The 23,563-nt window shown below is 68.1% G+C and carries 17 protein-coding genes; 13 read left to right on the top strand and 4 right to left on the bottom strand.

Features of this window, described 5'->3' with window-relative positions; genetic code table 11:
* Positions 1-4: 4 nt before the first annotated feature.
* Positions 5-859: a fused MFS/spermidine synthase gene (locus tag ACR3ZA_RS06850; protein WP_473661250.1), complete on the bottom strand. Its 855-nt coding sequence runs from the start codon at positions 857-859 to the stop codon at positions 5-7.
* Between the two features lie 256 nt (positions 860-1,115).
* Between ACR3ZA_RS06850 and rpoB the strand changes: the two genes are divergently transcribed.
* Both rpoB and ACR3ZA_RS06840 read left to right on the top strand, forming a co-directional pair.
* Positions 1,116-4,610 carry a DNA-directed RNA polymerase subunit beta gene (rpoB, locus tag ACR3ZA_RS06845; protein WP_473661249.1) on the top strand — a complete coding sequence of 1,165 codons (3,495 nt, stop codon included), beginning with the start codon at positions 1,116-1,118 and terminating at the stop codon, positions 4,608-4,610.
* Between the two features lie 49 nt (positions 4,611-4,659).
* Entirely contained in the window at positions 4,660-8,532 is a 3,873-nt protein-coding gene (locus ACR3ZA_RS06840) for a DNA-directed RNA polymerase subunit beta' (RefSeq protein WP_473661248.1), read from the top strand.
* Positions 8,533-8,542: 10 nt separating this feature from the next.
* On the opposite strand, the gene ACR3ZA_RS06835 is transcribed toward ACR3ZA_RS06840, so the two are convergent.
* From ACR3ZA_RS06835 to ACR3ZA_RS06825, 3 genes are read right to left on the bottom strand one after another with little or no spacing between them, the layout of a single operon-like run.
* Complete coding sequence (locus ACR3ZA_RS06835) at positions 8,543-9,583, bottom strand: hypothetical protein (protein WP_473661247.1); 1,041 nt, start codon at positions 9,581-9,583, stop codon at positions 8,543-8,545.
* Positions 9,580-10,740 carry an ATP-binding protein gene (locus ACR3ZA_RS06830; RefSeq protein ID WP_473661246.1) on the bottom strand — a complete coding sequence of 387 codons (1,161 nt, stop codon included), beginning with the start codon at positions 10,738-10,740 and terminating at the stop codon, positions 9,580-9,582. The genes ACR3ZA_RS06835 and ACR3ZA_RS06830 overlap by 4 nt, the downstream gene beginning before the upstream one ends.
* On the bottom strand, positions 10,737-11,399 hold the full coding sequence (locus tag ACR3ZA_RS06825) for a response regulator (protein ID WP_473661245.1): 663 nt from the start codon (positions 11,397-11,399) through the stop codon (positions 10,737-10,739). The genes ACR3ZA_RS06830 and ACR3ZA_RS06825 overlap by 4 nt, the downstream gene beginning before the upstream one ends.
* Before the next feature lie 215 nt (positions 11,400-11,614).
* Here ACR3ZA_RS06825 and ACR3ZA_RS06820 point away from each other — a divergent pair, with 215 nt between their 5' ends.
* The 11 genes from ACR3ZA_RS06820 (at position 11,615) to ACR3ZA_RS06770 (ending at position 23,547) form a co-directional block, all read left to right on the top strand.
* A complete protein-coding gene (locus tag ACR3ZA_RS06820; protein WP_473661244.1) occupies positions 11,615-11,965 on the top strand; it encodes a hypothetical protein in 351 nt (116 codons plus the stop codon).
* A 77-nt stretch (positions 11,966-12,042) separates the two neighbouring features.
* Positions 12,043-12,840, top strand: coding sequence for a hypothetical protein (locus ACR3ZA_RS06815; protein ID WP_473661243.1), 798 nt, complete (start codon positions 12,043-12,045; stop codon positions 12,838-12,840).
* On the top strand, positions 12,812-13,225 hold the full coding sequence (locus ACR3ZA_RS06810) for a hypothetical protein (RefSeq protein WP_473661242.1): 414 nt from the start codon (positions 12,812-12,814) through the stop codon (positions 13,223-13,225). The genes ACR3ZA_RS06815 and ACR3ZA_RS06810 overlap by 29 nt, the downstream gene beginning before the upstream one ends.
* Positions 13,226-13,357: 132 nt before the next feature.
* Positions 13,358-15,022 carry an ATPase, T2SS/T4P/T4SS family gene (locus ACR3ZA_RS06805; RefSeq protein WP_473661241.1) on the top strand — a complete coding sequence of 555 codons (1,665 nt, stop codon included), beginning with the start codon at positions 13,358-13,360 and terminating at the stop codon, positions 15,020-15,022.
* Positions 15,023-15,053: 31 nt separating this feature from the next.
* Entirely contained in the window at positions 15,054-16,901 is a 1,848-nt protein-coding gene (locus tag ACR3ZA_RS06800; RefSeq protein WP_473661240.1) for a PilT/PilU family type 4a pilus ATPase, read from the top strand.
* A complete protein-coding gene (locus ACR3ZA_RS06795; RefSeq protein WP_473661239.1) occupies positions 16,901-18,151 on the top strand; it encodes a type II secretion system F family protein in 1,251 nt (416 codons plus the stop codon). The genes ACR3ZA_RS06800 and ACR3ZA_RS06795 overlap by 1 nt, the downstream gene beginning before the upstream one ends.
* 147 nt (positions 18,152-18,298) lie before the next feature.
* The gene (locus ACR3ZA_RS06790; RefSeq protein WP_473661238.1) at positions 18,299-18,733 is read left to right on the top strand and encodes a prepilin-type N-terminal cleavage/methylation domain-containing protein; all 435 of its coding nucleotides are present in this window, start codon (positions 18,299-18,301) and stop codon (positions 18,731-18,733) included.
* Positions 18,734-18,824: 91 nt separating this feature from the next.
* On the top strand, positions 18,825-20,210 hold the full coding sequence (locus tag ACR3ZA_RS06785) for a type IV pilus modification PilV family protein (protein ID WP_473661237.1): 1,386 nt from the start codon (positions 18,825-18,827) through the stop codon (positions 20,208-20,210).
* Positions 20,207-20,902 (top strand): prepilin-type N-terminal cleavage/methylation domain-containing protein, encoded by a 696-nt coding sequence (locus ACR3ZA_RS06780; protein ID WP_473661236.1) that lies wholly within the window; start codon positions 20,207-20,209, stop codon positions 20,900-20,902. The genes ACR3ZA_RS06785 and ACR3ZA_RS06780 overlap by 4 nt, the downstream gene beginning before the upstream one ends.
* A gap of 3 nt (positions 20,903-20,905) precedes the next feature.
* On the top strand, positions 20,906-22,723 hold the full coding sequence (locus ACR3ZA_RS06775) for a hypothetical protein (RefSeq protein ID WP_473661235.1): 1,818 nt from the start codon (positions 20,906-20,908) through the stop codon (positions 22,721-22,723).
* Positions 22,720-23,547 (top strand): prepilin peptidase, encoded by an 828-nt coding sequence (locus tag ACR3ZA_RS06770; RefSeq protein WP_473661234.1) that lies wholly within the window; start codon positions 22,720-22,722, stop codon positions 23,545-23,547. Before ACR3ZA_RS06775 ends, ACR3ZA_RS06770 begins: the two co-directional genes overlap by 4 nt.
* Positions 23,548-23,563 lie beyond the last annotated feature (16 nt).

The following is a 23,563-nucleotide window of genomic DNA, read 5'->3' as shown; positions in this document are numbered from 1 at the left end:
CCCGTCACGCGCCGCCGCGCTGGGCGAAGACGCTCTTGTTGGGCGTGGGGGAGGGAATGGCGGTCTGATCGGTGACGATCGCGGCACCGGCGATCCAGTCGCGGAGCGCGCGACCGTGCACGAGCGCCGCCGGATGCGGACCGCCCGCCAGCAGTCGCGGCATCCAGTCGAGCGGCAGCTCGCCCTTCGAGGCCACCAGGACGAAGTTTCCGAAGCGCCGCCCGCGCAGCACCGCCGACTCGGCGAGCACGGCCACGTCGGAATACGCCACCCGGAGGGTCGCCGCCTGGCCGCGCGCGAACGCGCCGCCGGCCCCGTCCGCCGCATTGACCAGGAGCACCCCGTCGGGTCCGAGCAGCTCCGCGCACTCGGCGTAGAACTCCACGCTCGTGACGTGCGCCGGGATGCGCGCCCCGCCGAACACGTCGACGACGAGCAGGTCGACGGAGCCGCGCAGCCCCGCCGGCAGCTTGCCGAGCACCTCCCGCGCGTCGCCGTAGCGCATCCGGATCGAGGCGCCGCGGGGAAAGGGCAGCGCCTCGCGCACCAGCTCGATGAGGTCCGGCTCCAGCTCGACGACCTGCTGGCGCGATCCCGGCCGGGTCGCCTCGATGTAGCGCGGCAGGGTCAGAGCGCCGGCGCCGAGGTGCACGGCGGTGAGCGGACCGCTCGGCAGCTGGTCGATCACGTGGCCCATGCGGCGCACGTACTCATAGAAGAGGTGCGTCGGATCGCCGAGATCGACGTGCGACTGCGGCGTTCCGTCGACCACCAGCTCGAACGAGCCGGGAACGTGGCGGTCGGCGCGCACCACCGCGTGGAGGCCGCTGCGCAGCGAGCGAGAGAGCTCGGAATCCACCGTTTCTGACTGCCTTTCCGCGCGCTTATAGACCCATTCTCAGATCAAGTCAAGGAATTACTGGACATGTCGCGGAGTTGGGACATATAGTTGACCTTTGCGCTCCCACACTCTCACGCCGTCATATTGCGGTCGGCTGGCGCGCCCGGAGAGAGACCCCGAGTATAGCGGCGGGGTTATTGATTCATGGGCATGGGGCGTTCTCTCCACTACCGACACAGAATGAGACTCTTTCGTCTCACGGAGGTTGTTTTCCTTGGTTGCTGCGCGCTCCGCATCCAGTAAGAAGTCCCTCAAGAACGGCCGCACCGCATCGCGGCTGTCTTTCGCCAAGATCACTGACACGCTGACGGTCCCCGACCTTCTCGCGCTGCAGACCGAGAGCTTTGACTGGCTTGTCGGCAATGACGCCTGGAAGGCCCGTTCGGCCGAGGCGAAGGCGGCGGGCAACGACTCGGTTCCCGAGACCACCGGTCTGGACGAGATCTTCGAAGAGATCAGTCCGATCGAGGACCTCGGCGAGACGATGCAGCTGTCGTTCTCGCAGCCCGAGCTCGAAGAGCCGAAGTACACGATCGACGAGTGCAAGGAGCGCGGCAAGACGTTCGCCGCGCCGCTCTACGTCAACGCCGAGTTCATGAACCACATGACGGGTGAGATCAAGACCCAGACGGTCTTCATGGGCGACTTCCCGCTGATGACCGAGCGCGGCACCTTCATCATCAACGGCACCGAGCGTGTCGTCGTCTCGCAGCTCGTCCGGAGCCCCGGCGTGTACTTCGAGCGTCAGATGGAGAAGACCTCCGACAAGGACATCTACTCCGCTCGCATCATCCCTAGCCGCGGTGCCTGGCTCGAGTTCGAGATCGACAAGCGCGACCAGGTCGGCGTTCGCATCGACCGCAAGCGCAAGCAGTCGGTCACCGTCTTCCTCAAGGCCCTCGGCCTCACGAGCGAGGAGATCCTCGAGCACTTCGCCGGCTACGAGTCGATCGCCGCGACGCTGGAGAAGGACGCCATCCTCACCAAGGAGGAGGCGCTCAAGGACATCTACCGCAAGCTGCGTCCGGGCGAGCAGGTCGCCGCCGAGGCCGCGCGTGCGCTGCTCGACAACTTCTACTTCAACCCGAAGCGCTACGACCTGGCCAAGGTGGGTCGCTACAAGATCAACCGCAAGCTCGGAATCGACGCGGACCTCCGCGACTCGGTGCTCTCGGTCGACGACATCATCGCGACCATCAAGTACCTCGTCGCGCTGCACGCCGAGCAGAAGACCCTCCCGGGTGTTCGCGACGGCAAGAAGGTCGACATCCGCCTCGACGTGGACGACATCGACCACTTCGGCAACCGCCGCATCCGCGCGGTCGGCGAGCTCATCCAGAACCAGGTCCGCACGGGCCTGAGCCGCATGGAGCGCGTCGTGCGCGAGCGCATGACCACGCAGGACATCGAGGCGATCACGCCGCAGACCCTGATCAACGTGCGCCCCGTCGTCGCCGCGATCAAGGAGTTCTTCGGAACCAGCCAGCTGTCGCAGTTCATGGACCAGAACAACCCGCTCGCGGGCCTGACGCACAAGCGGCGTCTCTCGGCCCTCGGCCCGGGCGGTCTGTCGCGTGAGCGCGCCGGCGTCGAGGTTCGTGACGTCCACCCCAGCCACTACGGCCGCATGTGCCCGATCGAGACGCCGGAAGGCCCGAACATCGGTCTGATCGGCTCGCTCGCCTCGTTCGCGCGGATCAACTCGTTCGGGTTCATCGAGACCCCGTACCGTCGCGTCACCAAGGGCAAGGTGTCGACCACGATCGACTACCTCACCGCGAGTGAGGAGGACGAGTTCGTCGTCGCCCAGGCCAACGCGCCGCTCACCGCCGACTTCCGCTTCGCCGAGCCCAAGGTGCTCGTGCGGAAGAAGGGCGGCGAGGTCGAGCTCGTCGACGCCGAAGACGTCGACTACATGGATGTCTCGCCGCGCCAGATGGTGTCGGTCGCGACCTCGCTCATCCCCTTCCTCGAGCACGACGACGCGAACCGCGCCCTCATGGGTGCGAACATGCAGCGCCAGGCCGTGCCGCTGCTGCGCTCGGACTCGCCGTATGTCGGAACCGGCATGGAGAACTACGCCGCGATCGACGCCGGCGACGTCGTCACCGCCGACAAGGCCGGTGTCGTCGCCGAGGTGAGCGCCGAGGTCGTCACGATCCAGCTCGACGAGGGCGGCACGCAGGACTACTACCTGCGCAAGTTCGACCGCTCGAACCAGGGCACCAGCTACAACCACCGCGTGATCGTCGACGAGGGCGAGCGTGTCGAGGTCGGCCAGGTCATCGCCGATGGCCCCGCGACCGAGAACGGTGAGCTCGCGCTCGGAAAGAACCTGCTCGTGGCGTTCATGCCGTGGGAGGGTCACAACTTCGAGGACGCGATCATCCTGAGCCAGAACCTGGTGAAGGACGACGTGCTCAGCTCGATCCACATCGAGGAGTACGAGGTCGACGCGCGCGACACGAAGCTCGGCAAGGAGGAGATCACCCGTGACCTCCCCAACGTCAGCCTCGACCTGCTCGCCGACCTCGACGAGCGCGGCATCATCCGCGTCGGCGCCGAGGTCCGCCCCGGCGACGTCCTCGTCGGCAAGGTCACGCCGAAGGGTGAGACCGAGCTCTCCGCCGAAGAGCGCCTGCTCCGTGCGATCTTCAACGAGAAGAGCCGCGAAGTGCGCGACACCTCGCTCAAGGTTCCTCACGGTGAGCAGGGCACGGTCATCGGCGTCAAGGTGTTCGACGCGCAGGACGGCGACGACGAGCTCGGCTCGGGCGTCAACCAGCGCGTGGTCGTCTACATCGCTCAGAAGCGCAAGATCACCGAGGGCGACAAGCTCGCCGGCCGTCACGGCAACAAGGGCGTCATCGCCAAGATCCTGCCGGTCGAGGACATGCCGTTCCTCGCCGACGGAACTCCGGTCGACGTCGTGCTCAACCCGCTCGGCATCCCCGGTCGAATGAACTTCGGCCAGGTGCTGGAGACCCACCTCGGGTGGGTCGCCAAGCAGGGCTGGAAGGTCGACGGCTCGCCGAAGTGGGCCGAGACCCTTCCCGCCGAGGCCCGCGAGGCCGAGCCGGGCACCAAGGTGGCGACGCCGGTGTTCGACGGCGCCTTCGAGTCCGAGATCGAGGGGCTGCTCGACAGCACCCTGCCGAACCGCGACGGTGAGCGTCTGATCGACTCGAGCGGCAAGACCCGCCTGTTCGACGGTCGCTCGGGCGAGCCGTACCCGGCTCCGATCTCGGTCGGCTACATGTACATCCTGAAGCTGCACCACCTGGTGGACGACAAGATCCACGCCCGCAGCACCGGCCCGTACTCGATGATCACGCAGCAGCCGCTGGGTGGTAAGGCGCAGTTCGGTGGCCAGCGCTTCGGTGAGATGGAGGTGTGGGCCCTCGAGGCCTACGGCGCCGCCTACGCGCTGCAGGAGCTTCTGACGATCAAGTCCGACGACATCCTCGGCCGCGTGAAGGTCTACGAGGCGATCGTCAAGGGCGAGAACATCCAGGAGCCCGGCATCCCCGAGAGCTTCAAGGTCCTCATGAAGGAGATGCAGTCGCTGTGCCTGAACGTCGAGGTGCTCGCGGCTGACGGTTCCGTCATCAGCCTGAAGGACACGGATGACGAGGTCTTCCGCGCTGCTGAAGAGCTGGGCATCAACATCTCCACCCGCTTCGAGTCTTCGTCGGTCGACGAGATCTGATCCGGGCCCGTACACAGGTTTATAGAGAACTAGCGAGAGAGACACACACGTGATCGACGCAACTACTTTCGATCAGCTCCGCATCGGGCTCGCGACCAGCGCTGACATCCGCGCGTGGTCGTACGGCGAGGTCAAGAAGCCGGAGACGATCAACTACCGCACCCTGAAGCCCGAGAAGGACGGTCTGTTCGGTGAGCAGATCTTCGGACCCTCGCGGGACTGGGAGTGCTCCTGCGGCAAGTACAAGCGAGTCCGCTTCAAGGGCATCGTCTGCGAGCGCTGCGGTGTGGAGGTCACCAAGTCCTCCGTCCGCCGTGAGCGCATGGGCCACATCGAGCTCGCCGCCCCCGTGACGCACATCTGGTACTTCAAGGGTGTGCCGAGCCGCCTGGGCTACCTGCTCGACATGGCGCCGAAGGACCTCGAGAAGGTCATCTACTTCGCCGCCTACATGGTGATCTCGGTCGACGAGGAGGCACGTCACGCCGACATGCCCGGCCTCGAGAACGAGCTCCGCCTCGAGATCAAGCAGCTCGAGTCGCAGCGCGACTCGCGGATCGCCGCGCGTCTCGCGACGCTCGAGACCGAGCTCGCCGCGCTCGAGGAGGAAGGCGCCAAGGCCGACCAGAAGCGCAAGGTCAAGGACGCCGCCGAGAAGGAGATGTCGCAGACCCGCAAGGCCTTCGACGAGCAGATCAAGCAGCTCGAAGAGGTGTGGGAGCAGTTCCGCACCCTCAAGGTCGGCGACCTGAAGCCGGAGGACAGCGTCTTCCACGAGCTCCAGGACCGCTTCGGTCTCTACTTCGAGGCGTTCATGGGCGCCGAGTCGATCAAGAAGCGCCTCGAGTCCTTCGACCTCGCCGCCGAGAGCGAGACCCTCCACGAGGAGATCGCCAACGGCAAGGGCCAGAAGAAGATCCGCGCGATCAAGCGTCTGCGCGTCGTCAACTCGTTCCTGCAGACCGGCAACTCGCCGGCCGCCATGGTGCTCGACGTCGTGCCGGTGATCCCGCCGGAGCTGCGCCCGATGGTGCAGCTCGACGGTGGCCGCTTCGCGACCTCCGACCTCAACGACCTCTACCGTCGTGTGATCAACCGCAATAACCGTCTGCGTCGTCTGCTCGACCTCGGTGCGCCCGAGATCATCGTCAACAACGAGAAGCGGATGCTGCAGGAGGCCGTTGACGCGCTGTTCGACAACGGTCGCCGTGGTCGCCCCGTCACCGGAACCGGCAACCGCGCCCTGAAGTCCCTGAGCGACATGCTCAAGGGAAAGCAGGGTCGCTTCCGCCAGAACCTGCTCGGCAAGCGCGTCGACTACTCGGGTCGTTCGGTCATCATCGTCGGACCGCAGCTCAAGCTGCACCAGTGCGGTCTGCCGAAGCAGATGGCGCTCGAGCTGTTCAAGCCGTTCGTCATCAAGCGCCTGATCGACCTGAGCCACGCGCAGAACATCAAGAGCGCCAAGCGCATGGTCGAGCGTTCGCGCCCGCAGGTGTGGGATGTGCTCGAGGAGATCATCCGCGAGCGCCCCGTGCTGCTGAACCGTGCGCCCACGCTGCACCGTCTCGGCATCCAGGCCTTCGAGCCTCAGCTCGTCGAGGGCAAGGCGATCCAGCTGCACCCGCTCGTCTGCACCGCGTTCAACGCGGACTTCGACGGTGACCAGATGGCCGTTCACCTGCCGCTCTCGGTCGAGGCGCAGGCCGAGGCCCGCATCCTGATGCTCGCGTCGAACAACATCCTGAAGCCGTCGGACGGCCGCCCGGTGACCCTGCCCAGCCAGGACATGATCATCGGTCTGCACCACCTGACGACGCTCAAGGAGGACGCGGTCGGCGCCGGTCGTGCCTTCTCGTCGGTCGCCGAGGCGATCCTCGCGATGGACCAGGGCTCGCTTGACCTGAACGCGCCCGCGCGCATCCGTCTCGAGAACGTGCACCTCGCCGACGCCCCGGAGGACTTCGTCCAGGGCTCGACGAAGCTCGTCGACACGACCCTCGGTCGCGCGCTCTTCAACGAGACGCTCCCGGCGGACTACCCGTACGTCGAGGCCGTCGCCGACAAGGGCAAGATCTCGGCGATCGTCAACGACCTCGCCGAGCGCTACCCCAAGGTGGAGGTCGCTGCGGCGCTCGACCGGATCAAGGACGCGGGCTTCCACTGGGCGACCCGCTCCGGCGTCACGGTGGCGCTGTCGGACATCCTGACGCCTGCCGAGAAGCCGGCGATCATCGCCAAGCACGAGAAGCAGGCCGCGAAGGTCCAGAACGACTTCGACCTCGGAAAGATCGAAGACGTCGATCGTCGTGCCGACCTGATCAAGATCTGGACGGAGGCGACCAAGGAGGTTGCCGACGCGATGCAGGCCGGGTTCCCCAAGGACAACAACATCTTCCGGATGGTGTCCTCGGGTGCTCGAGGTAACTGGCTGCAGGTCCGCAACATCGCCGGTATCCGTGGTCTGGTGGCGAACCCGAAGGGTGAGACCATCCCGCGTCCGATCATCTCGTCGTACCGTGAAGGACTCTCGGTCGCCGAGTACTTCATCGCGACGCACGGTGCTCGCAAGGGCCTCGCCGACACCGCGCTCCGCACCGCCGACTCGGGCTACCTCACGCGTCGTCTCGTCGACGTCTCGCAGGATGTCATCATCCGCGAGGACGACTGCGGCACGGGCAAGGGCCTCGAGCTCCCGATCGCGACGGTGGTGGACGGCGTCCTCACCCGCGACGAGAACGTCGAGAACGCGGTCTACGCCCGCAGCCTCGCCGAGGACGCGGTCGACGCGAAGGGCACGGTCGTCGCGGCGGCCGGCTCCGACGTCGGCGATGTCCTCATCGACACGCTGATCGCGGCGGGCGTCGAGTCGATCAAGGTCCGCTCGGTGCTCACCTGTGAGTCCGCGGTCGGTGTGTGCGCGGCCTGCTACGGCCGTTCGCTCGCGACCGGAAAGCTCGTCGACATCGGCGAGGCCGTCGGCATCATCGCGGCCCAGTCGATCGGTGAGCCCGGAACCCAGCTCACGATGCGTACCTTCCACCAGGGTGGAAGTGCCGGTGCGGATGACATCACGCAGGGTCTGCCGCGTGTCACCGAGCTGTTCGAGGCGCGGACCCCGAAGGGCGCGAGCCCGATCGCGGAGACCGCCGGTCGCATCGTGATCGAGGACACCGACAAGCAGCGCCGGATCGTGCTCACGCCCGACAACGGCGACGAGCCGCAGGTGTACCCGGTGCTCAAGCGCGCGACCCTCCTCGTCGAGGACGGGCAGCACGTCGAGCTCGGCCAGCAGTTCGTGGTCGGAAACCTCGACCCGAAGGAGGTGCTCCGCGTGCAGGGCGTTCGCGCCGTGCAGAAGCACCTCGTGGACGGCGTCCAGGGCGTGTACCGCTCGCAGGGTGTTCCGATTCACGACAAGCACATCGAGGTCATCGTGCGGCAGATGCTGCGCAAGGTCACGGTGGTCGAGCACGGCGACACCGAGCTGCTCCCGGGTGAGCTCGTCGACCGGTCGCGCTACAACGCGATCAACCGGGCCTCGCTCACCGAGGGCAAGAAGACCGCGTCGGCGCGTCAGGAGGTCATGGGCATCACCAAGGCCTCGCTGGCCACCGAGTCGTGGCTGTCGGCCGCGTCCTTCCAGGAGACGACCCGCGTTCTGACGCAGGCCGCCATGGAGGGCAAGTCCGACCCGCTGATGGGTCTCAAGGAGAACGTCATCATCGGTCAGCTGATCCCGGCCGGTACCGGGCTCAACCGCTACCGCAACGTGACGGTGGAGGCGACCGAGGAGGCGAAGGCGGAGCGGTACCCGAACCGCATCTTCACCGACGACGCGTCGTTCAACGAGGCGGACCTGAGCTTCGTCGACTTCGACTCGTTCAGCTCCGACGACTTCACGCCGGGAACCTACAACTAGGTCTCGTTCGTCAGTCGAGATCGACGGCCCCGCTCGCACTTCGGTGCGGCGGGGCCGTCGTCGTGTGAAGGTCGTCCAGGGTCAGGGCGAGTCGGCGCGGGGTCGCGCTGTCGACGAGCACCGTGGCCAGGGTGGCGCCGGACTCGGGCGGGAGCCGGACGACGACACGGCCGGAATCGGCGGCGTCCAGCTCGGCCGCGATCCGCTCGCGGAGCGCGTTGGCAACGGCGCGGGGGAGCTCGGTGGCGCGGTCATCTAGCAGCACCACCTCGATCCCGCGTCGACGTGCGGTTCGCGCGGCCGAGCTCACCGGCTCGTCGGCGAGAGTCCGCGCCCGCAGCCCGTCGCGCAGCTCGGCCTCGGCGAGCGCCGCCTCGCTCCGGATCTCGTCGGTGAGCTCGGTGTCGCGCGCGATCGCATGCAGCGACGGTGCCGCGATGCCGAAGGCCCAGCGCACGCGGGCCCGGCGCTCATGCTCGGCGGCGTTGGTGGCGGCGGCTGCGGCGGCGAGTCGGCTGTTCGAGGCGGCGAGCGCATCCAGTTCGTCACGCACGCGTCCGACGGCGATGATGAAGACGGTGCCGATCACGAGGATCGCGATCTGGCGAATCATGATCCCGGCGAGCGTTTCCACGCCGAAGTGCGAGGAGGCGCCCCAGACCAGCGCGGTCAGGGTCATGCCGAGCATCCCGAGCCAGGCGGCGCCGAGGCGGCCGCGAAGCGCCAGCGCCAGCAGGAGGAATGCCGACGCGCCCAGATGCCACATCGCGTGCCCGGTGCGCACGATCGGCCATGACACGAGGAGCACGAGAACCGTCGGCGTGGCCGCCGCGATGATGGTGTGCCGGGCCGGCAGGACGATGCCTCGTGTCGAGGTGGTCACCAGCAGCACCGCGCTGAACACGGCGATGCCCAGCAGGGCGGGCCCCGGGGTCTCGGTCGAGGGCAGGGAGGTCAGAGCGAGGATCGCGGTCGCGACGACCACGATGAGGCTGACCGCGCGCGTCGGGGCCCGGGGCAGGTCGAGGATCCGCACGGGGAACAGCTTCACGATGACACCGTCCACTCGAGCTCGACGTGCGTCCCGCGGCCTGGTGCGGAGCGCACGCGAGCGGCGGCCCCGGGGAGGGACTCGAGTCGTCCGAGAATGCTCGCGCGGAGGCCGAGCCGCTCGGCGGGCACGAGCGCCGGTTCGAAGCCCACGCCGTCGTCATCGATCGTCACGATGAGGCGATCATCGTTGACATGGACGCGGACGGTGGGGAGCTTGTGGCCCAGACGTGCGTGCCGGAGCGAGTTGCGGGCCGCCTCGGCCGCGGCGTCGGCGAGCGCGTCGGCGATGGCGGGCGGCACGTCCGGCAGCTCAGCCGGGAACAGGAGCGGGATGCGCGGAGACACGCGGTCGAGACGAGCCCGCAAGGTGCGTCGGAGGTCCACGAGCGAGCCTTCCGCCGCGTCGGACTCGCGGACCCCCGTCGCGAGCGCGGCGACGGCGCTGCTCGCCTGCTCTCGCAGCGCCTCGGTGCTGCGCACCCCAGCGCGCGAACCGAGCATCAGGACCGCCAGCACAGTGTCGTGCAGGACGGCGTCGACGCGCTGCCGCTCGCGCGACCGCGCGTGGGCCGCCGCGACCACGGCGGCATGTCGTGTGACCGCGCGGGTCTCCTCGTCGACGAGCCGCGCCCGGTCGATGGTGAACTGGGCCAGGGCGATGAAGACGGCGCAGAACATGAACGAGTACACCCCGTCCTGGATCCCGTTGAGGAGGCCGCTCATGTCCGGACCGCGCGTCCGCGACGCGATCACGATGACCGCCACGACCGCGTTGTAGGTCCACGCGAGGCTGCGCGGCGCCGCCAGGGCCACCGCCGAGGTCGCGGCGGCGGTGTTGTTGACGACCCATTCCGTCTCGGGCAGCGGGAGCGGGTCCACCAGGAACAGCGAGCTGAACGCTGCGGCGAGGTAGCCGATGCCGGTCACGCCGAGCAGCACGCGCGCCGCGGCGAGGGAGGCGATGGGCATCGCGAGCGAGGCGAGGACCGGCAGGGCGAAGACGGTGAGCACCGCTGCCACCGTCCACCAGGCGGGGGCGAAGTCCTGCTGCACCTTGATCGACTCGCGCGCGAGCAGAGCGAAGATCGCTGCGCCGATCGCCACCACGACCGCCATGCTGCGGATGAGTCGCAGCTCGGCGCTGTCCGATGTCACTCGCGCCTCGAACCGGGCCCTGCGACGTAGCCGTCCTCCACCGCGCGCTTGTAGAGGTCGACGCGGGAGAGGGCGGGGCGCCCGACGGCGGCGTATTTCATCCGGATGCGGCGCACGTATTCCGCGACGGTCTTCTCGGAGAGACCCGCGGCGTGCGCCACGCTCACCGATTTCTCCCCGGATGCGTACAGGGCGAGAACTTCGCGCTCCTTGGGGCTGAGCCGCGCGTCGCTGAGTCGCGGATCGGCATCGATCGCGGCGGCCCACTCGATCGTGGCGACGGCGTCGCCGCTCGCGGCGGCGCGAAGCGCGGCGATCAGCACGTCGGAGGTGTCGGTCTTGCGCACGATTCCGAGCGCTCCGGCAGCGGCCGCGTCGCGCACGCCGTCGGCGTCTTCGGCGCCGGTGAAGCAGAGCGCGGGCAGGCCGGCCGCCTGCAGTCGGTGCAGGTTGCCGGTGACCCCGGAGCCGTCGGCCAGCCTGATGTCGAGAACCACCAGGTCGATCTCGGATGAGGCGGCGAGCACGGGCGCGATCGTCGCGGCGGAGACGACGAGACGGAACTCGGGGTGGTCTTCGAGAATCGCCGCCATGCCGCGACGCATGGCCTCGTGATCATCGACGTGCGCAAGTCGCACGGGGTGGAGCGGGGCGTCCATCCTCGTCTCTCCCTTTGACCTTCCCGTCGTCATGGCGCTCGCGGTGGGTCCGAGCCTACTCGTGTTGACGTTCGCTCGTCCTCCTGATGGGGTACGCCAGACCGGTTTTGTACCCCAAATGGGTGTCAGGAAAGCGCCGACTGGGGCGAACGGTCTGTGTCGCCCACACTGTTTATCACGTAGTTGGACTAATTCATCCGCGCTTGGGAGCAGACATGAACGCGCATCGCCACTTGATCTCGACGATCGCCGACGAGTGGAGCGAGTCAGCCGGCAGCGCGTTCGACACCGCCGGGGGCGGGATCATGTGCACCGGATGCGCCACGTCGGATCTGGTTTCCGAGCTCAGTGCGGCGGTCTGGCCGCACGCGGCGCTGCACCGTCTGGTCGCGCCGATCGAAGAAGTCCTGGACTCCGCCGTCGAGACCTACATCGCGACGTCGCCGGATCGGGAGTCCACCCTGCACCTCGTCGATGTCTACCGCGACGAACTTCGCTCCACCGCCCGCATGGTCGTCGACCGGGCCCTGTTGCGAGGAAACTTTCTCGGCGCCGTCCCGGTCTAGGCCGCGCGGAGGGAACCCGCCCGTCGCGCCTGGGGGTCCACTTGCTAGAGTGGCCCCGAGACGTGAAGGAGACCTCCATGGCTGACGACTCCGAAGGACAGAAGCGTTCGACGCCGGACCCGGCGGACGGCGCCGAGAAGACCACGTCCGACACCGCTGACCTCGATCGCGAGGCGCTGGTCGGCGACGGGCCGGCGAGTTCGGCCGACGTCGAGACGGCGCCCGAGAGCGACGCCGTGACGCAGGTCGAGGCCCCGGCCGAGCAGTCCGAACCCGGCGCTGCCGACGCCCCCGCTCGGGTCGTCTTCGTCGAGACCCCTGCACCCCCACGCAACCGCGGCAACCGCGTCGCGGGCGCCGCGCTCGCGCTGCTCGGCGCGGTGATCTACGCGCTCGTCTACGCGCTGGCCGTCTTCGTGCTCATCCTGGCGACCGAGCCCTCCGAGTTCGTCGCCGCGACCTTCTCGACGTTCCTGAGCGGCGCGGCGCTGTGGATTCCGGTCCTCTTCTTCGCGCTGAGCTTCCTGCTGGCCGTGCTCATGCTGAATCGCGCTGGCTGGTGGGTCCACATCGTCGTGAGCCTGGTCGTCGGTGCGGCGACCTACTTCGGCTCGATCGGCCTGCTGCTCCTGGTCGACAACGTCGTGCTGATGTCGCCCAGCGAGGCGAGCGACGCCTTCGTGGCGCTGGCGCTGGATCCGCGCGTCATCATCGCCGCGCTCGCAGCGCGCGAGGTCTCGATCTGGATCGGTCTGGCGGTCGCCGCGCGCGGTCGGCGGGTGAAGGCGCGCAATCTCGAGCGCCGTGCGGAGTTCGAGCGCGAGCTGGCGGAGAAGAAGGCGGAGCGTGAGCGGGCCGCGGCCAGCTCGACCTGAGTTCTTTCTGGGGCTCCTGACGACCGTCCTCTGGGCGGCGAGCGCGTTCGCCATGATGGGGATGCTCGCCTGGGCGCTCGACCGCGAGCCGGTTGCGCGACCGGTCGGCCCCGCCTATGCGTTCCTCGCGCTCGCGGCCGCGGGGGTCTTCCTCTGGCTGCTGACCGGGTTCTCGGTTCGCGCGGAGCGCCCGTGGGCGGGGATGCTCGCGGCCGCCGCCGGCGTGTATCTGGCGATCGTGCTCACCGCTTTCGTCGTCGACTTCGGACTTCTCGTCGAGCAGGCGACGAGCGTCTTCGTCATCGCGGCCTCGTTCCTGGCGCCGCCGGCGGTGGCGCTCGCGTGGTGGCTGGCGACTGTCCGGCCCCCCCGGATGCGGGACTAGTCCGCGCCGTAGGGGCCGGGATAGCCTGACCACCACAGAGCGGACGAGCCCGGGATTCCCCGGCGCCGCATCCGATCTGGCACTGGTCGATTCGGGGGGAACGGCCAGCGCAGTGAGCCCGTAGGGGGTGACATGGCCTCCCTTTCCGAGATTCTCATCATCCGCGGGCTGATGCCGATCCAGAGCCTGGATCAAGTCACCGGCGATCCCGCGCGTGATGACCAGCATGTTCTCGAGCTCGTCGAGAACGGCGTCGTGACCGAGAGCCAGGTCGCTTCAGCGCGCGCCGCCCAGCTGGGCCTTCCGTTCGTCGACCTGACCGAGTACCCCGTCGACCGCGCCGCGGTGGCGCTGGTGCCGATCTCGCTGCTGCGTCGTCACAACGTGCTGCCGATCGGACGCGATGGCGACCGCCTGCTGCTGGCGATGGCCGACCCGCGTGACGTCGTGGCGGTCGATGACGTCCGTGCGACCGTCCGGCTGCAGGTGCGCCCGGTCATGGCCGAGCGCGGCGATCTGAATGCCGCGATCGACCGGTTCGTGCGATCCGACGGCGAGCTGGACGAGCTCACCACCGCGATCGTCGAAGAGTCGAGCTCGTCGACGGACCTCGCGGTCAACGACGAGGTCGAAGACGACGCGCCGATCGTGCGGTTCGTGAACCTGCTGATCGGGCAGGCGATCCAGGACAACGCCTCCGACATCCACATCGAGCCGGCGGAGACCGACGTCAAGGTCCGTTACCGCATCGACGGTGTGCTGCACGAGATGAGCCGCGCGCCCAAGAACATCCAGAACGGTGTGATCTCGCGCCTCAAGATCATGTCGGACATCGACATCGCCGAGCGCCGCAAGCCGCAGGACGGCCGCATGTCGGTCATGCACTCCGGTCGCAAGATCGACCTTCGTGTCGCGACCCTGCCGACGGTGTACGGCGAGAAGGTCGTCATGCGTATCCTCGACAACTCGTCGACCGGGCTGGGCATGGAGCAGCTGCGGATCCTCGGCCGGAACGCCGAGGTCTACAAGAACTCGTACACGAAGCCCTACGGCATGATCCTGGTCACCGGACCGACCGGATCGGGAAAGTCGACCACGCTCTACACGACGCTCAACGAGGTCTCGCGACCGGAGATCAACGTGATCACGGTCGAGGACCCGGTGGAGTACCGGCTGGCCGGCATCAATCAGGTGCAGGTGAACCCCAAAGCGGGACTCACGTTTGCCAGCGCGCTGCGCTCAATCCTGCGATCCGATCCGGATGTGGTGCTGATCGGTGAGATCCGCGACCACGAGACGGCGCAGATCGCCATCGAGGCCTCGCTCACCGGTCACCTCGTCCTCTCGACTCTGCACACCAACGACGCTCCGAGCGCCGTCACCCGACTGATCGAGATGGAGATCGAGCCGTTCCTCGTGGGATCCGCGCTCGACTGCGTCGTGGCCCAGCGTCTTGCCCGCCGCCTCTGCGACCGCTGCAAGGAGCCCTACCAGCCCGATCCCACGGAGCTGGCGCACATGCGATTCGCGGTGAACCCGGCGGTCGGGATTCCGACGCTGCACCGTCCCGTGGGATGCGCGGCGTGCTCGAAGACCGGCTACCGGGGTCGGATCGGTCTGCACGAGGTCATGCCGGTCACCGAGGAGATTGAACGTCTCGCGGTGACGCGCGCGTCCGCTGCCGAGATCGGTCGCGTCGCGCAGGAGCAGGGAATGATCACGCTCCGCCAAGACGGCTGGACCAAAGTCCAGCTCGGCCTCACCTCGATCGAAGAGATCATGCGCGTCGTCGCCTAGGGCGACGCGCTGGAGAACACAAGGAGGGGCCATGGAAAAGCCCATTTTCGAGATTCCGGTTGCCGATTCCTCTGAGTCGCCGTTCGGCGCCGGAGGCGCGGGTGAGGCACGGACGCCTCGCCATGAAGCGGCGCCGCACCAGCTGTCGGGACCGGCACCGGTCGACTTCTCGCAACTTCCGCCCCCCGCGGTGTCGCCAGTCGACTCGAGCGTGCCGGCCCCGACGCCCGCCGCGAAGGTCGAGCCGCTGGCCTCGATGTTCGCGCCGCCCGCTCCGGGCGCGACGGCCTACCCGGCCCCGGGAGCCGCGGCCGCCGTGCCGCCGGCTCCGCCCGCACCCGCTGCGGTCGCCCCGGCACCGCAGCAGCAGGTGCCGCAGCAGCAGGTGCCGCCGCAGCAGGTGCCGCAGCAGTCGGTGCCGCAGCAGCCCGCCCCGCAGCAGCCGACCGCCGCGGCCCCGTCCGCACGGGACGCGCAGAACCCGCCGGCCTACGGGACCGCGACCCCGATCCCCGGCTACACGCCGGCTCCGGACGAGCACGAGTTCCGACTCCCGGACTCGGCGCAGACGCCGAACGGCGCGCTGCTCGACGCCGGTCCGACCCCGGGCGCAGCCGTGCCCGGCCTGACGCCGCCGCCCTCAGAGCTGGACGGAATCGGTCCGGTGAGCGCGCCGACGATCCCGATGCCCGACTTCGACGCCGCGCCGACTCTGATGCCGGAGCTCGCGTCGCCGCCGCCGTTCGTCGACGACGACTTCACGCGTCGTGCGCGTGAGACCGTCGACTCCGATCTCATCTCCGCGATGCAGCAGGTGCTGATGCACGGCGGCTCCGACCTGCATGTGTCCGCCGGAAGCCCGCCGCTCCTTCGCATCGACGGCGCCCTGCGTCCGATCGAGGGCGCCGTGACCTGGGATGCGGAGCGGGTCGAGACGGCGCTGCGTTCGCTGCTCAGCGAGGAGCAGGCCGCACGATTCGACGAGGTCCGCGAACTCGACTTCGCGTTCACCCTGTCGGCCAACGCGCGATTCCGCGTCAACTTCTACCAGCAGCGCGGCGTCACCGGCGCGGCCTTCCGCCTCATTCCCACCGAGATCAAGAAGCTGTCGCAGCTCGGCGTGCCCGAGGTGGTGGGGGAGTTCGCGACCCTTCCGCGCGGACTGGTGCTCGTCACGGGTCCGACCGGTTCCGGAAAGTCGACGACGCTCGCGGCGCTGATCGACCTGGTGAACCGCACGCGCACCGACCACATCGTGACGATCGAGGACCCGATCGAGTTCCTGCACACCAACCAGCGGGCGCTGGTGAACCAGCGCGAGGTCGGCCACGACACGCACTCCTTCGCGAACGCGCTCAAGCACGTGCTGCGGCAGGACCCCGACGTGATCCTGATCGGCGAGATGCGCGACATGGAGACGATCTCGGTCGCCCTCACCGCCGCCGAGACCGGTCACCTCGTCTTCGCGACGCTGCACACGCAGGACGCCGCCCAGACCATCGACCGCGTCATCGACGTCTTCCCGCCGCACCAGCAGGGGCAGATCCGCACCCAGCTCGCCGCCACGCTGCGCGGCGTCGTCTGCCAGACCCTGGTGAAGCGCGCCAGCGGCCGCGGGCGCGCCGTCGCCACCGAGGTGATGAAGACCACCCCGGCCATCGCGAACCTGATTCGCGAAGGCAAGACCTACCAGGTCACCTCGGCCCTGCAGTCGGGTGCGAACCACGGCATGCACACCATGGATCAGCACCTCGCCGAACTCGTCAACTCGGGCCAGGTGCAGTACACGGCCGCCCGCGAGAAGGTGCAGGATCCCGAGACGTTCGACCGTCTTGTGACCCGCCGCGACCTCAACAGCTCCCAGGGAGGGACGGCATAATGCCCGCCACCATCGCCACCGCAGGTTCGACGCGCGCCTGGCAGTATCGCGGGCGCGACAGCGCCGGCAAGGTCGTCAAGGGGCGCCTCGAGGCGTCCACCGAGAGCGCCGTCATCGACAAGATGCGCCAGCTGGGTCTCACCCCGATGAAGGTGACCGAGGCCACCGCGGGCACCGGGCTGAACCGCGAGATCGAGCTCGGCGGCCTGACCGGCAACGTCGGCCTGAAGGATCTCGCCGTGTTCAGCCGCCAGGCCGCCACCATGGTCGCCTCGGGGCTGTCGCTGCTGCGTGCGCTGAGCATCCTCGCCGAGCAGACCGAGAACAAGAAGCTCAAGGACGCCCTGCTGCAGGTCTCGCACGACGTCGAGGTCGGGTACGCCTTCTCGGATGCGCTGGGTCGGCATCCGCGCATCTTCCCGCCGCTCATGATCAACATGGTGCGCGCGGGCGAGACCGGCGGCTTCCTCGACGGCGCGCTCAACACGATCGCGACCAACTACGAGAAGGAAGCCAAGCTCCGCGAGCAGATCAAGTCGGCCATGACCTACCCGGTCATGGTGCTGTGCCTCTCGGTCGTCGCCGTGATCGTCATGCTGATCTTCATCGTGCCGATCTTCGAGGAGATGTTCGCCGGCTTCGGCAGCGAGCTCCCGCTGCCGACGATGATGCTCGTCTGGTTGAGCAAGGCGATGGTCTTCGTCGTCCCGATCGGACTGGTGGCCTCGCTGATCTTCGCGGTCTGGTGGAACGCCAACAAGAACACCGAGCGGGTGCGCAGCTTCGTCGACCCGCTCAAGCTCAAGATGCCCGTGTTCGGCAGCCTCAACAGCAAGATCGCCGTCACGCGCTTCTGTCGGAATCTGGCCGACATGGTGGCCGCGGGCGTGCCGATTCTGCAGGCGCTCACCATCGTCGGCGAGGCCTCCGGCAACTGGGTCATCGAGAAGGCGGCCATCAACATCGCCGGCTCGGTGCGTGTCGGGCAGACGATCGCCGGCCCGCTCGCCGAGGAGAAGGTGTTCCCGCCGATGGCCGCGCAGATGATCGCCGTCGGTGAGGACGCGGGTGCCCTCGACACGATGCTGTCGAAGGTCGCCGACTTCTACGACGCCGAGGTGCAGGCCACGACCGAGGCGCTGACGTCCATCATCGAGCCGCTGCTGATCGCGTTCCTCGGTGTCGTCGTCGGCGGAATGGTCGTCGCGCTGTACATGCCGATCTTCAGCATGATCCAGGTGGTCGGCTGAGAAAACGGGGCTGTCGCCCCCCGTTCGGATGCCACCCGGAGGTGGGCTGTCGGGGGACGAAAAGTCTCAGCAATATTGCAGTATCGGGTCATCACCGTAGGGGGGACGGCTCGCGAATCATATTCACCTTCACGAATGGATAAGCACATGACTCGCTTCACCGAAGCACTCGCAGCGCACCGCGCCAAGCTGGCCAACAAGAACGACGAGGGCTTCACGCTCATCGAGCTCCTCGTGGTCGTCATCATCATCGGCATCCTCGCCGCGATCGCCATCCCGGTCTACATCGGGGTGCAGAACAGCGCCAAGGAGTCGGCACTGCAGAGCGACATCAGCAACTACAAGAACGCGCAGGTCGCCTACTACACGCAGAACGGCGCGTACGCGACGGATGTCGCCGACCTGGCGGCGCAGGGCTACCCCGGTCCGAGCCAGAGCGACTACCAGGTCGACCCGACGTTCACGGCGGGGACGGCCGGCGCGTTCAGCATCTGCGGCACGGCCGCGACCGGCAAGGTCTTCGTGGCCACCGACGCGAGCGGCGTGGAAGAGGCCGCCTCGGGCGTCACCTGCGGCTCCTAAGTCCTAGGACTGCCAGCTCAACCCGGCGGGGCATCCTGGAAAGGATGCCCCGCCGGCACATCGCAACATCACGACGGTTGGGGGGCCGGAGATGTTCACACGCGTTCGCGTGCAGCTTGCGCGCCGCATCGCCGCGGCCTCGCGAGACGACGAGGGAATCTCGATCATCGAGGTCCTCGCCGCCACACTGATCTTCCTGATTCTCTCGGTCGGCGTCGCCCAGGCGACGGTGACCTCGGTCCGCCTCGCCGGCGACCAGCGCCACCGCATCACGGCCCTGAGCCTGGCCGCGAGCGAGATCGACTACGTGCGCTCGATCCAGGATCCGTTCACCGTGCTCGATCGCACGCAGACGCAGGAGATCGACGGGATCGTCTACACGATCACCCGCGACACGTCCTGGGTGGCCGGCACCGGGCTCGACATCCCGTGCGGCACCGGCGGCACCGACAACCTGCAGCTCAAGCGCGTCAACGTGCGCGTCACCTGGGCAGGCCAGCTGGCCGCCACCTCTCCTGTGTCGTCCGACACGGTGCTCGCCCCGGAGGGGCGCATCAACGACCCGACCCGCGGCACCATCATCGTCGGCGTGACTCGCGCCGACGGCACCGGCGCCGCCGGCGTCACGGCGAGCATCACTCCCGTCAGCGGGGGTGCGACCGCCCTCGACGAAGCTCCCGCGGCCACCAACGCCGAGGGCTGCACCTACGCGCTTCAGGTGGTCCCGGGCACCTACACCGTCTCGCTCTCCCGCAGCGGCTACATCGACATCAGCCAGTCCGCCTCGCCGAGCGTCAGCGTCTCGGTGGTGGCGGGTGCGACCGCCACGGCGGGCTTCAGCTACGACGCCGCCTCGAACTTCGCCGTCAGCTACGCGGGCGGCGCGAGCGTGAACTTCGCGACCAACAACGAGACGACCTACGTCAACACCTACGGCACCTTCTACGTGTCGGGAACGTCGTCGTCGACGCAGCTGTTCCCGTGGAGCGCCGGCTACACGCCGATCGCCGGCCATTACCTGGCGCCCGATGGAAGCGGAGCCGGCGGCTGTCGCGCGGTCGACGCCTCCGAGTGGGACGCCGCCACGGTGGCGCTTCTCTGGTCCCTGGCCGACGGCGAGGGGGCGGACCCCGTGGCGACCGCGCCGGGAGGCACGGGCACGGTCAATGTGCCGATGGCGATCGTCGAGCTGTCGAGCCTGCCGAGCAACCGCTACGTGACCGCGGTCAGCCAGAGCACGCCCGCCGTGCCCGGGCAGCCGACCTGCGAGGTGGGCATGACGTACCGCTTCGGCAAGCTCAGCGGAACGGCGCTGATCGCCCTGCCCTACGGCACCTGGAAGATCTACACCGGAACGACCTCCGGGTCGACCTCGACCGCGCTGCTGAGCTCCCAGATCCAGCCGCAGACCAACGTCGTGCCGATCGGAATGGTCGTCGGCAACGCCGTCACCCTCGACCCGAGGAAGGCGTCATGATCCGGCAGCGGTGGCAGGCGCGGATGGCGCGACTCCGGCGCGAGGAGTCGGGCGTGACGCTCGTGGAAGTGCTGGTCGTGATGATGCTCAGCGCGCTGCTGATGACGATCGCCGGCACGTTCTTCGTCAACGTGACGCAGCTGACGATGCGCGCCGACGACACGGCGCGATCGACCTCCGACGCGAGCAACATCATGAACGTTGTCTCGACCTCGATCCGCGCCGCGGTGCGCAACGCGGTCGCGAGCTCGCCGAATCCCGATCCGGCCGTCGTCGCCGGCGACGCCAACTCGGTCACCGTGATCACGTACACCGATGCGGGGCCGAGCTTCGAGCTGCCGCTGCGACTGCGCTACCGCGTCGACTCTGACGGTCGCATGATCGAGGAGCGCTGGGAGGCCAGCGAGGTCAACGGCTATGCCGTCTTCCCGAGCATGGCCACGACGCCGGACTCGACGCGGTACCTCGGCAATGTCGTAGTCAACGCGGTCTCCGAACCGCTGTTCACGTACTTCTCGGTCAGCGGCACCCAGCTCGGCGGATCGGCCGCGCTCACCAGCGCTCAACGGGATGCCGTGACGTCGGTGCGATTCCACGTGAAGGTCCAGGCCGACGGCTCGAACGAGGTCGTCGAGCTGATCAACACGATCGGGATGCCGAACATGAACCTCGACGTCTCGGAAGAGGAGTAGACGATGCTGCGACGACTTGTCCGCCGTGAAGACGGCTACGTTCTGCCGATGGTCTTGGGGCTCGGGCTCGTCCTGGTGCTCATCTCGTCCACGATTCTCGCCGTCACCGCGAACGGGACCCGCAAGGCCGACACCGAGGCCGACTGGAACGCGGCGCTCGCCGCCGCCTATGCCGGAATCGAGGACTATTCGAGCCGAATCGAGAACGACGCGAGTTACGCGGGCTACGGCAACCCTGCCTCCGCTTTCAGCTCGGCGAGCAGCGGACTCACGCTCCCCACCGGCAGCAATGCGAACGATGCGTTCAACGTCACCGCCGGTTCCGACTGGGCGGTCGTTCCCGGTTCCGACGGCAACGCGATGTTCCGCTACGAGGTCGACAACTCCACCTACGCCTCGACCGGAGTGATCCGGATTCGATCGACCGGACTGGTCGGCGAGCAGACCCGATCGGTGATCGCGGATCTGCGGCAGGACGGCTTCAGCGACTACGTCTACTTCACCGACTTCGAGACGCAGGATCCGCTGCTCACCTCCGGCGACGACCCGTACTGCGCCAACTACTGGTGGAACCGTCCGCCGGAGAAGACGAGCGGGGTTCCCGGCTACTCGTGGGGCTCGCCCTCCTGCTCGGTGATCCAGTTCGCCTCGTCGGACACCTTCAGCGGCAAGGTGCACTCCAACGACCGCTTGTACATGTGCGGGGCGACCTTCGAGGGGGCCGTGACGACGGCAAGCACCACCACGCCGCTGTACGGCAGCGGCTCGGGATGCCCGTCGCCGACGTTCAAGGCGGGGACGGCGCAGCGCGTCGGCACGATCTCGATGCCGGTGACGAATGCGGAGATGAAGAAGGAGACGCGCAACGATCTGCCGTCCGAGGTCCCCGACCCCGGCTGCCTCTACACCGGACCGACCGTCATCCAGCTCAACAGCAACGGCACGATGACCGTGTGGTCGCCGTTCACCCGGAAGACCCAGATCGCCGCGACCTCCTCGGGCGCCTCGTCGCCGTCGAAGTGCGGCACCCCGGGCACCAGCTCGGGCCAGCTGGGGCACAAGGACGGCGCCACGATTCCGGTGCTCGATCTCAACCTGCTCTACGTGCAGAACGTTCCGGTCTCCTCGAGCGACCCGAACGTCCCGACGACGTCGGGTCTCGGCAGCAAGAAGTTCAGCTACAACAACTTCACCTGCACCGCGACGGGCGCCGATCAGGGCTGGTACATCGGCAACAAGAACTCGCCGACGCAGGCGTTCCCGACGGCGGACGAAGACCTGCCGTCGACGTCGACGTCCTCGACGCCGGCCTACGGCTGCCTGAACGGCGACCTGTACATCAAAGGCACCCTCAACGGCCGGATGACGGTCGCCGCCGAGAACTACGTCTACGTCACGGGCGATCTGCGCTACGCCGACACCCAGGAGGACATGCTCGGCGTCGTCGGTCAGAACGCCGTGTGGATCTGGAACCCGATGGAGTGCGGCAAGTCGTCGTGCGACGCCCTGCTGAGCAAGAACCGCACGATCTACGCCTCGCTGCTCTCGGTGGCGCACACCATCCAGGTGCAGAACTACACCGAGGGCTCCGATCGCGGCACGCTGACGATCGTCGGCAGCATGGCGCAGAAGTTCCGCGGAACGGTCGGAACGGGCAGCTACTGGGGTGTCTCCACCGGTTACGCGAAGGACTACAACTACGACCAGCGGCTGACCTACACCGCGCCTCCGAAGTACCTGATGCCGACCTCGACGAGCTACGGCACCACGCAGATTGCCGGCGTTCCGGCGGCGTTCGACGCGACCGGAGCGCCTCGATGACCGCAGTCGTGATCGTCCTCGCGGGCGTCGTGGGACTCGCGGTGGGCTCGTTCCTGAACGTGGTCATCCATCGCGTGCCCCTCGGGCTGTCGGTGGTGCACCCTGCCTCGAGCTGCCCCGGATGCGGCCACGCTATTCGACGCCGCGACAACGTGCCGGTGCTGTCGTGGCTGGTGCTGCGTGGCCGCTGCCGCGACTGCGGGATGCGGATCCCTGTCCGCTACCCGCTCGTCGAGCTGCTGGGTGCGGTCGCTTTCGTTCTCGTCGCGTTCCTGTTCGCGCCCGCGATCGAGGTCGCGGCAACCGGGGCCGAGCTCGCGGCCGCGACTCTCACGCTCCTCGCCTATCTCGTGCTCGCGGCGCTCAGCATCGCGCTGTCCGCGATCGATCTGGATGTCCGACGCCTGCCCAACCGGCTTGTCGGCCTGGCGTTCGTCGCCGGTGTCGTGCTTCTTGTGCCGGCCCTGCTGCTGGCCGGTCGTGCCGACCAGCTGGTGCCGTTGGCGGTCGGCGCCGCGGGCTCGTTCGCGCTGTACCTCGTGCTGGCCGTGGCGCGGCCCGGCGGCATGGGGTTCGGTGACGTGAAGCTCGCCGCCGTTCTCGGCGTGTACCTCGGCGCGCTCGGCTGGGCACCCCTGCTGGTCGGTCTCGGCTCTGCCTTCCTGCTCGGCGCCGTCGGAGGCCTTATCGTGATCGCCATCCGACGTTCGTGGCGGGACCGCACCATTCCGTTCGGCCCGTGGATGTTCGCGGGCGCGTGGGTGGGCATCTTCGCCGGTGAGCCGATTGCGGCCGCCTACCTCAACCTCGTCGGCCTCGGCTGACCTACGAAGGAGAATC

It is taken from the genome of Herbiconiux sp. J20-20 (assembly GCF_057365085.1).
Note: the sequence above shows the minus strand (reverse complement) of the source record. Positions and strands in the feature narration are given on the sequence as shown.